Genomic DNA, 10434 nt, shown 5'->3' on the forward strand with positions numbered 1-10434 from the left:
CGATGATAGAATGCATGCACTGATGTAAGTTTATCCGGCAGATGAATACCGATTCACCCCTTCCCGTAATGAGTGTGTTGTCCGAGTTGGTGACGGCGCTTAAACAACAAAATGTGATCCTTAGCGCGCCACCGGGGGCCGGCAAGTCCACCCTGGTGCCCCTGCATTTGCTAACACAGGCCGAGTTCAGCGGCAAAAAAATACTGATGCTGCAGCCACGTCGTGTGGCCGTTCGCGCTATTGCCAGCTATCTGGCGGCCAAATTGGGTGAAACGGTGGGCCAGACCGTGGGTTATCGTATCCGCGGCGAAAGTAAAACCAGCAGTAACACCCGGCTGGAGATCCTGACAGAAGGCCTGCTAACCCGAAAATTGCAACAGGACCCCGAACTGGCCGACACTGCCGTGGTGATTTTTGATGAGTTTCACGAACGAAATTTGCACAGCGACTTTGCCTTGGCCTTGTGTCTGGAAAGTCAGGGGGCATTGCGCGAAGATTTGCGCCTGTTAGTGATGTCGGCCACCCTGGATGAGCTTGGCCTTGAACAACTGCTGCCTGATGCCATCCGCTTGCAAAGCGCGGGGCGCAGTTTTGCTATTGAATACCATTATAAAGCGGTACCCACCAGTCAGCCATGGCTGCCCTGGATGGCCAGCCTGGTGTTACAGGCGTTACAAGAGCATCGCCAGGGGGTGCTGGCCTTCTTACCCGGTGCAGCAGACATTCGCAAACTGGCGCAATTGCTGACGCCCCATCTGGACGCATCGATTCGCCTGCATTGTTTGTATGGTGAACTGGGCAAACAAGCGCAAATGGCCGCAGTTGAGCCCTTACCTGCAGGCTGCAAAAAGCTGGTATTGGCAACCAATATTGCAGAGACCAGTCTGACCATTGAAGACATTGCCGTGGTGGTGGATAGCGGGCTGGAAAAAATAGCCCGTTTTGATCTGAACCAGGGAGTCACCCATCTGGTCAGCCAGCGTATTTCGCAGGCCTCGGCCACCCAGCGGGCGGGGCGTGCCGGTCGGGTAGGGCCGGGTGTTTGTTACCGTTTATGGCCACAAGAGCAACAAGCACGTCTGGCCGCACAAAGCCAGCCACAGATATTACAAAGCGATGTGTCTGCATTGATGCTCGAAGCCCTGACCTGGGGCACTGAATTAGCAGCGCTGCCTTTGTTGGACAAACCTTCAGACGCGCAATTGGCGCAGGCCACGACGTTACTGAAACAGCTGGGCGCACTGGATAGCGATATGCGTGTCACCCGTCACGGTCGTGAGCTGGCCAAGCTGGGCAGTCACCCGCGTCTGGCCAATATGATGCTGTCAGCGTCACAGCAAAGCACGCAGGCACTCACCCTGGCCTGTATGCTGGCAGCTTTGCTGGAAAGTAAAGACCCCCTTAAACCGTCATACACTTTGGATATGGTTGAGCGTATCGACTGGTTGTTGCGTCACCGCCAGGACCCTATTATGCAACTGGCGGGCAACTGGGCCAGGCGGCTGGGTGGCAGATTGGCATCCACGCTGGATAGCCGCGCAGCCGGCAAATTACTGGCTTTGGCGTTCCCCGATCGCATTGCCAAAAAACGCGGTGCCGGGCGTTACCTGCTGGCCAGGGGGATCGGCGTCAAGTTAGACGAACTGGATCCGCTGTGCAGTCATGAGTACCTGCTGGTGGCGGACCTAATGCAAACCGGCGATGGCGGAGATATTCGCGCCGGGCTGAGTGCTGCCCTGAGCCTGGCAGAGATTGAAGCGACGGTTGGCCACTTGTTCACAGAAGAACTGCGCTGTGACTGGCACCAGCAGGCCGAACAGATTCGTGCCCGTAAAATACGTAAGCTGGGCAGCATTGAAATACGCAGCGAAGTGATGAGTCATCCCAGCAAGGCTGAACTGGAGCAAATCTGGGCGGTACTCATCCGAGACAAAGGACTGGCCTGGTTACCCTTAACGGATAGCAGCATTCAATTGCTGCGTCGCATCCGTCTGGCCGCTCGCTATCTGGGGCAGCCGGCTGAGCAAGACTGGACAGATGCCGCCCTGCTGGACAGTCTGGCCGACTGGTTGTTACCTTATCTTGGTGAGGTACGCAGTTTCCGGCAGTTGCAGGGACTGGATTGGCATAATCTGCTGCGCAATCGACTGGACTGGAACAGCCAGAGCCTGGTGGACAAAGAATTGCCAAGCCACCTGCTGGTACCAAGCGGCAGTCGTTGCACACTGGATTACCAGGAGGATGGCCAGGTATGCCTGTCGGTCCGTATGCAGGAGATGTATGGTATGGCCACCACCCCTGCCATTGCCAATGGCCGTATTGCGGTGCTGGTGGAACTCTTGTCCCCGGCCCGGCGTCCACTACAAAAGACCGGCGACCTGGCCGGTTTCTGGCAAGGTTCTTACAAGGATGTGCAAAAGGAAATGAAAGGACGTTATCCCAAACACTTCTGGCCGGATAATCCGGCCACGGCGCAAGCCACCACCCGAACCAAAAAGGCGATGTAATGCGTAAAAGCAAGGCAGCTCAACCTTCCCGTAATCCTTTTAAATGGCTTTGGCGCCACAGTGGCAAATTTTTGTTGGTTGGGCTGGTTAGCCTGACGGCGTATTGCTTGTACCTGGATGCGCAAATAAAAGACAAATTCAGCGGCGACAAGTGGCAGGTGCCAGCACAGATTTTTGCCCGGCCAATGTTACTGCAAGTGGGCCAGGCGCTGGCAATGGACGAGGTGGTGGAAGAACTGGAATGGCTGGCGTACCGGCGGGTGTCTGCGGTTAAGGGCAGTGGCCAGTACAGTCGCCAGGGCAGTCAATTGATATTTCATCGTCGTGCCTTTGAATTTGCCGAGGGCTTTGAAGATGAGGTCCGGGTGACCCTGAGTTTTGCCAAAGGTGAACTGGCGGCGATTCAACTGGATGGTGGCCGCGCCCAGGATAACATACGTCTGGAGCCCTGGCTGGTTACTCGCTTCACCAACAACAGCCAGGAAGATCGCATGTTGGTGGAACTGGTGGATGTACCGCCTGCGTTGTTGCAAATGTTGCTGCTGGTGGAAGATCGCGACTTTTACGAGCATTTTGGTGTGGCGCCATTGTCAATTATCAGGGCGTTGATTGCCAACCTCAGCGCCGGTCGGGCAGTGCAGGGGGGCAGCACCCTGACTCAGCAGCTGGTGAAAAACTTCTTCCTCAGCCATGAAAAGTCCCTGACCAGAAAGTTAAATGAAGCCTTAATGTCGCTGCTGATTGAGCTGCGTTACAGCAAAGATGAAATACTCGAGGCTTATCTGAATGAAGTGTTCCTCGGTCAGAACGGCGCCAACGCCGTGCATGGTTTTGGTCTGGCCAGCTACTTTTACTTTGACCGGCCATTGAATGAACTGAGCGTGCCGGAAATGGCCATGCTGGTGGGTATTATAAAAGGGCCGTCTTATTACAACCCCAGACGTCATGAAGAGCGGGTGCTGGAACGACGTAACCTGGTGTTGCGTCTGTATTTTGATGACCAGCAAGCTACCGCATCGCAGTATACCGACTGGCTTAAAGCCCCCCTGGGGCTGGCGCAGGGCTCCAAACTGGCCAGGGGCAAGCACCCGGCTTTTATGGACCAGGTTAAGCGTGAGCTGAATCAGGCCTTACCCGATCCTTCCCTGCATCAGGCCGGTATTAAAATATTTACCACCCTAGACCCGCTGGCACAGCGCAAAGCAGAACAAGTGGTCAGCCAGGGGCTGAGCAACCTGGAAAAGCAGCGCAAGATCTCCGGGTTAGAAGCGGCTATGGTGGTAAGTGATATTGCCAGCGGTGAAATTCGTGCTTTGATTGGTGGTCGAGATACCGATTATCATGGCTTTAACCGTGCGCTGGATGCCCGGCGTTCAATCGGCTCGATTATTAAACCGGCCGTGTACCTGACCGCGCTGGAACAACCGGCCTATTACAATCTTGCCACGCCACTGAAAGATCAGCCGATTAAGTTAAAAAGCAGCCAGGGGCAAATGTGGTCTCCGCAGAATTCAGACCGCCAGTACCGGGGGGAAGTGTCGTTGCTGACTGCGCTTAGCCGTTCATTAAACGTGCCAACGGTAAGCCTGGGTATGCAGCTGGGGCTGGGAGAAATTGCCTACACCTTAAAACGCCTGGGGGTTAACGAGGATGTCAGCCAGTATCCGGCGCTGACATTGGGCGCGGCGGCCTTTACCCCGCTGGAAGTCAATCAGATGTACCAGACCCTCGCCAACGAAGGGCTGTATCTGCCACTGCATGCCATTGATACGGTCACCGACTCCGACGGTCGGCTAATCTGGCAACAACAACTGCACGCCGAGCGCCGGGCCGACCGCAAGGCGGTTTACCTGCTTAATTATGCCCTCAATAAAGTAACCCGGGACGGCACGGCCAAAGTGCTGAAGCAGACCTTCCCCAATCTGCATCTGGCTGGCAAAACCGGTACCACAGATGATTACCGGGATAGCTGGTACGCCGGTTTTGATCGCAACAACCTGGTGACCATCTGGCTGGGCAAGGATGATAACCAAAGTACCGGCCTGGCTGGTGCCAGCGGGGCGCTGCCGTTATATATTGAGTATCAGAAATTACAGCATCCTAAATCCCTGGTCAGGCCATTCCCGCAAGGCCTGGGGATAGCCCACTTTGATGCGCATAATGGCCATCACCTGCAAGCGGGTTGTCCCGACAGTATCAGTGTGCCAGCAGTGCTCGACGCACTGCCCGCCCCGCAAGGCTGTGCGGGTAAAGTACCAGCTAAGCAAGCACCCAAAGAAAAAAGCTTCTGGGAACGTGTATTCGGAGACTAATCTGGCTGCGGTGGCCAGTTAATCTTATTTATTGAAGCGCGCACCCGCAACTGACCTGCAGCGGCCAGCGCTGACCAGGAAAAGGGCAGGGTAGGTAAATCAGTTTGTCGTGGCCCCTCAATGCCTATCCAGCAGTGTTTACCTGAGAGTTTGGCGGCATACAGGCAAGCATCTGCGGCTTCCAACACCTGTTGCCAGCCAATCTCCACTGCAAACTCAGGGGCCAGCGGATAACAGCTGTAACCTATTGAGCAGCTCTTTGGCAACAATGTGCCGTCGCTAAGGGTAAAGGGATGCTCCAATACTGTGGTCAATAAGCGTTGTGCCAGCTCAGCCGCTTGCTGGCGGCTGGTAAAGCGGGATATCACCAGAAACTCCTCGCCGCCCCAACGCACCAGATAATCTGAGCTGCGAAATACTTGCTGCAGTAACTGTGCAAACTGCTGCAGCAACAGGTCACCCGCACTGTGACCGTGCACGTCATTGACCCGTTTGAAATCGTCCAGATCCACCAAAAAGAACAGCAGGTCATTATCACCACTGTCATGCGGACGATCGCGGTGTATACGCAGACTGCGCTGTAAATCAGGTTGCAGATTCTGCTCAAGAAAGCGCCGGTTGCGCAGGCCGGTGAGCGGATCTGTGGTACTGGCCTGCTCGACCTGACTGTAGGCTTCCTGCAATTCCTGATGTTTGGCGTTTAACTGCGCGGTTCGCTGGGCAACCTGTTCACTCAACTGGCGGGTCTGACGGCGCTGACTGTATTTACCGTAAGCCAGAAACAACACCAGAAAGGCACTGACCAGTGCGACTATCCATAACGACCACAGAATACGTTCACGTTCTGCGGCGGCGCGTTGCAATTCCTGATCTTTTTTCAGTAACAGGATTTCCTGGGCCCGGCGGGTAAACTCGGCCTGACTTTGCATGCGGGCCAGGGATTCGGCACGGGTTTGGTCCAGTAATTCGCCCTTTAATTTCTGAACTTTCTGTAACGACAAAAAGGCCTGCTTGTAGTCTTCCTGCCGGGCCAGCAGCGCCACCCTGAATTCCTCAAACCTGGCTTGTTTATCTTTGCTTTGCTGAGTGACGGCCAATTCATGTCCCTGCTCAATATGCTGTTTGGCAAGTTCCAGGTTGTTCTGGCTCAGGTACAGTTCCGCCAATTGCAGTTTGGCGTCTACTTTTAGATCCAGTACCGATTTTTCTTTCAGGCCCTGCAAACCATCCAGCAGCAGTTGTTCTGCCAGTGCAATGTTGTGCGCGGTAAATTCTATTCTGGCCAGCACCAGCTTGGCCCACAGTGCATCGCGCTTGGCTTCTAATTGTTCGAATAGGGCTTGCGCCTGCTTGATATGCTGTCTGGCTTCATCAATGTTGCCGAGATCTTTTAACACCGTGGCGACTTTAGTGTGGCTATAGGCAATATTTCTGGGTTGGCCGGAGTCCATATCCAGACGCAGTGCATCCTGAAAATAGGTCAGGGCAGTATTCTGATCACCCATATCACGATGGATTTCGCCGATGTTATAAAAAGCGGTGGCCAGTCTGACGGTATCATTGTATTTCTTGGCAATGTCCAGCGCATTGTTGTAGGCAAGCAGAGATTCCTGCCAGGCCCCCTGCCATTCAAGCGAAACACCAATGGCGGAATACTCATCGGCCATGCCTAATTCATCATCAATACTTTTATATAGCTCCAGTGACTTCTGACTGAGTATCAGGGCGTTGGGATGCTGCCCCAGAATGCGCAGATTGTCAGCCTTAGCCCCTATGGCTCTGGCCTGCGCCTGAATATCGTTGGTGTGCTGCAATATCGCCTGCGCCGCTTCAAGCTGTTCCATTGAGTCGTCAAGTCTGCCTTGCTCCCTGGCGATTTCGCCAAGTTCGACCATGGCGCGACCAATATCCGCCTGATTACCGCTGTCTTTGGCCAGCGACAATGCAAGCTGCCCTGTCTTAACGGCCTGGCCAAACTCCCCCATTTCACGCTGCTGTTTGGCCTGCTCAATAAGCTCTCTGGTATGACTGGACTTAGCATGGGTGGTATACGAAAGACAGAGAAGCAAGCAGAGTAGCAGTGTCAGCAAATGCAGAGAATGATTCATGTACATCTATTTCCTTCTTCGCGTTCGATCCATCTTTCTGGCAAGTTACAACGGGTATCTCAATTGCCAAGCTAATGCTAATATAAATTTAACCCGAATGTTACATTTGTATTACCGCATTGATGCCCGGATAAACAAGTGTGGTATCCACTATTTGGTATATCGCAAAATGGTGTGGATCAGGGTATTGCTAGAACCTTTGAGGCGTAGCTGGATTGAAGCAAAATCTGGAATTACTGATGGAGATGCTGGCGGCGTTACCCGATCCGGTATTTATTCTGTCTGAAAGCGGTAGATATGTAGCGCTGATTGGCGGGCATGATGCCAGGTATTACCATGACGGCTCCCACCTGGTGAATTTCAGTCTGCACGACGTACTACCCAAAGAGCTGGCCGACTGGTTTTTAGAGCAGATTCGCCAGACCATCGAAGAAAATCGCCTGCGCACGGTGGAATATGCGCTGGGCGCGCACGATGTAAAGGGCCTGGAACTGGCCGAAGGGCCGGAACAGGACATCTGGTTTGAAGGCCGTATCCAGCCCCTCTCCAATCCGGTTGACGGTGAACGGGCGGTGGTATGGGTGGCACGCAATATTACCGAACGGCATAACATGCAGTTGCAGCTTAAGAACCTGGCCGAACTGGATGAGCTGACCGGCGCCTACAACAGGCGCAAGCTGATGGAAGCGTTGGAGGAAAAATTTGCCGAGTTTAAGCGTTATCACCATCCCACCTCGCTGATGATCTTCGATCTGGATCACTTTAAGCAGGTAAATGACAGATTTGGCCATATTGCTGGCGATAAAGTGCTGACCGCCATGGTTAAGCTATGCAAAAAGCAGCTACGCCAGCAGGATTTGCTATGTCGCTACGGCGGTGAGGAATTTGCCGTACTCTTACCCAATACCGACCTGGAAGAAGCCACCCAACTTGCTGAAAGATTGCGCAAAACCATAGGGCAGTACGATTACCATAAGGAACTGGGGCAGGCCTATTCCATTACCGTTAGCGCCGGGGTCAGCGCCTTGTGCAGCAAGGATAAAATTGAAAGTCTGATTAAACGGGCCGACGATGGCCTGTATCAGGCCAAAGCCAGTGGCAGGAATTGTGTTATCGCAAAAAGCGATAATTAATTTGTAAAAAATATTTACAAATTATTGTTGGCTGATTAACTTAATTGTGCATTTGCAACGGACTGTATGGTAACCACCAAACAAAAGGAAAATGTTATGCGAAAGATATTTAATATTAGGAAAATAATTGCGGCGATTATCGTCGCTGCAACGGCTACTGCTGCTTATGCTGGATCTTCATGTAAGGAGTATTGTTCCCCTTTGCCAAGTGGTGATACGTGGTGTATTCCGATTTGTATAAACATCCCTGATCCCACTCCACCAGATATTGGAACCTGATTGTAATCTGCTAGCTTAAACCCAACAGGACGTTGTAAATGCATCAGTATTTGGAAGAAAAAGGACATTTTAATCGCCACATAATTATCACCGCTGTGGTAATTTTACTGGCCCTAAGCGCAGCGGCAATTTACTGGCTGACCCGTCCGGCCATACCCGCTCACTTCTCCGCCTTACAGACCCTGAATGAGTACCAGCAGGCCAAAAGTATCAAAGGCTTTGGCACTATTGTGCCCAGGCATAAGCTGGTGCTGTCGGCGATGGAAGCAGGGCTGGTCACCGAGGTATTAATCCGCCCCGGTCAGCAGGTGCAGCAGGGCCAGAAACTGGCCAGAATTGTTAATCACCAACTGGAACAGGAAGTACAAAAGGCCGACTACGAACTGCTGTCGGTGCAATCCGACGCCCAGCTTCAACAAAGCGAGCTGCAAATTCGCGCTTATCAGTACCAGGCCGATTTAAATCGCGCCGACACCGCTTTGAAAAAACAAAAACTGGAGCTGGATGCCAATCGGCAACTGGCGGAATCCGGGGTGGTATCGAAAATTAAATTTGCCCAGGAGCAGATGAATGTGGAACAACTGCGTCTGGAACAACAAGCCGCCGCCAGGCAGCTCAGCCTGTTTGAAGACAGCCGCCAGGAGCAGTTACGCGCCCTGCAGATGAAGGTCAGCGCCGCCGAGCAGCGTCGGGCATTTTTACAGGCGCGCCTCGACGCCCTGACTATATACGCCAGTATCGACGGCATTGCCCGTAATCTTGAAGTCAGTGTTGGCCAGCGCGTCAGTCAGGGCCAGAGCCTGATGGAACTGGTGGATACCGCCGAGTTGATAGCCGAAATCCAGGTACCTCAGTACAGTGCCGGGCAGATGGCGCTGGGACTGGCTGCCACTGTTCGCACCCCAGGTGGCCAGGTGGCGGCAGTGGTAGAGCATATTGATTCGGTGATCCGCAATGGCGCAATCAGCGTTTTTTTAACCCTGTCGCAGCGCCCTGCTTGGCTGAAAACCGATCAGTCGGTGGAAGCGCATATTGAAACCGGCGTCAGTCAGTCGCTGCTGGTGCTGCACCGCCCGGACAATTTCCAGCAATACCCGGCCTGGAGCCTGTATCAGGTGGACAATCAACAAGCCCGGCGCAGCGCCGCCACCATCTCGGAAGGGCCTGACCAATTGCTGGTGGTGACTGGCAATCTGCAGCAGGGCCAGCAGGTATTGTTGTTACCCACGGCGCTGGTGTCGTCAGAGGAATTTTCATTATAAGGAGCTGGCATGGAAACGCCGTTAATACAAATCCACAACCTGTCTTTTCGCTACCCTAAAGCCAGTCAGGATGTGCTGAACAATATTGAGTTGCAAATAAACCAGGGCGACTATCTGGCCATTGTTGGCACTTCGGGTAGTGGCAAAAGCACCCTGCTGTCTATATTGGGGCTGATAAACCCGCCCAGCCAGGGCCAGTACCGAATTCTGGGTAAAGATACCACCCGGCTGACGGCCCGCTCGGTGGCGCAGCTTAAAAACCGTGAAATCGGCTTTGTGTTTCAGAATTTTAATCTGCTCAGCCATCTTAAGGTCTGTGACAATGTGGCGCTGCCGCTGTCCTATAACCCGCAAATCAGGCGGCGCGATTATCGGCAAAAAGTGCAGGCCGCCCTAAGCGCGGTCGGTATGCAGGACTATGCCCGCCGTTATCCGGACGAGCTGTCAGGCGGGCAGCAGCAGCGGGTGGCCATCGCCCGCGCACTGGTCAATGAACCGTCGCTGATCCTGGCCGACGAGCCCACCGGTAATCTGGACTCGGCCACCAGTGAGCAGATTTTTGCCTTATTGCAAAGCCTGAATCAGCAGGGCAAAACCATTTGCCTGATTACCCATGATATGGATTATGCCAGGCAGGCCAAACGGCTCTGCCGCATTCAGGACGGTGCATTATCAGCCTAAGGAAGGGTATGAAACTACTAGTGGATATCAGCCGGTACTGGTTGACACAAAGCATCAGCAATTTTCGTCTGTGGCTGGCTCTGATGATGCTGGCCGTGCCGCTGGGTATTCTGGCCCAGTTGCAGGGTATCCGCGCGGCCTATCTGGACCCT

6 protein-coding genes are annotated in these 10434 nt (G+C 53.6%); 5 read left to right on the plus strand and 1 reads right to left on the minus strand.

The window, feature by feature from the left end:
* Positions 1–41: 41 nt before the first annotated feature.
* Both hrpB and mrcB read left to right on the plus strand, forming a co-directional pair.
* Entirely contained in the window at positions 42–2507 is a 2466-nt protein-coding gene (gene hrpB, locus ABD028_RS22895) for an ATP-dependent helicase HrpB (protein ID WP_343847643.1), read from the plus strand.
* Complete coding sequence (mrcB, locus tag ABD028_RS22900) at positions 2507–4819, plus strand: penicillin-binding protein 1B (protein ID WP_343847644.1); 2313 nt, start codon at positions 2507–2509, stop codon at positions 4817–4819. The genes hrpB and mrcB overlap by 1 nt, the downstream gene beginning before the upstream one ends.
* Here mrcB and ABD028_RS22905 read toward each other — a convergent pair.
* Positions 4816–6927, minus strand: coding sequence for a tetratricopeptide repeat-containing diguanylate cyclase (locus ABD028_RS22905; protein WP_343847645.1), 2112 nt, complete (start codon positions 6925–6927; stop codon positions 4816–4818). The genes mrcB and ABD028_RS22905 overlap by 4 nt on opposite strands.
* A gap of 215 nt (positions 6928–7142) precedes the next feature.
* On the opposite strand from ABD028_RS22905, the gene ABD028_RS22910 reads away from it, so the two are divergent.
* The 3 genes from ABD028_RS22910 (at position 7143) to ABD028_RS22920 (ending at position 10282) form a co-directional block, all read left to right on the plus strand.
* Positions 7143–8060, plus strand: coding sequence for a GGDEF domain-containing protein (locus ABD028_RS22910; RefSeq protein ID WP_343847646.1), 918 nt, complete (start codon positions 7143–7145; stop codon positions 8058–8060).
* Between the two features lie 317 nt (positions 8061–8377).
* Positions 8378–9601: an HlyD family secretion protein gene (locus tag ABD028_RS22915; protein WP_343847647.1), complete on the plus strand. Its 1224-nt coding sequence runs from the start codon at positions 8378–8380 to the stop codon at positions 9599–9601.
* Between the two features lie 9 nt (positions 9602–9610).
* Entirely contained in the window at positions 9611–10282 is a 672-nt protein-coding gene (locus ABD028_RS22920; protein WP_343847648.1) for an ABC transporter ATP-binding protein, read from the plus strand.
* Positions 10283–10434: the final 152 nt, after the last annotated feature.

The organism is Bowmanella denitrificans (genome assembly GCF_039522935.1).
Taxonomy (GTDB): Bacteria; Pseudomonadota; Gammaproteobacteria; order Enterobacterales; family Alteromonadaceae; genus Bowmanella; species Bowmanella denitrificans.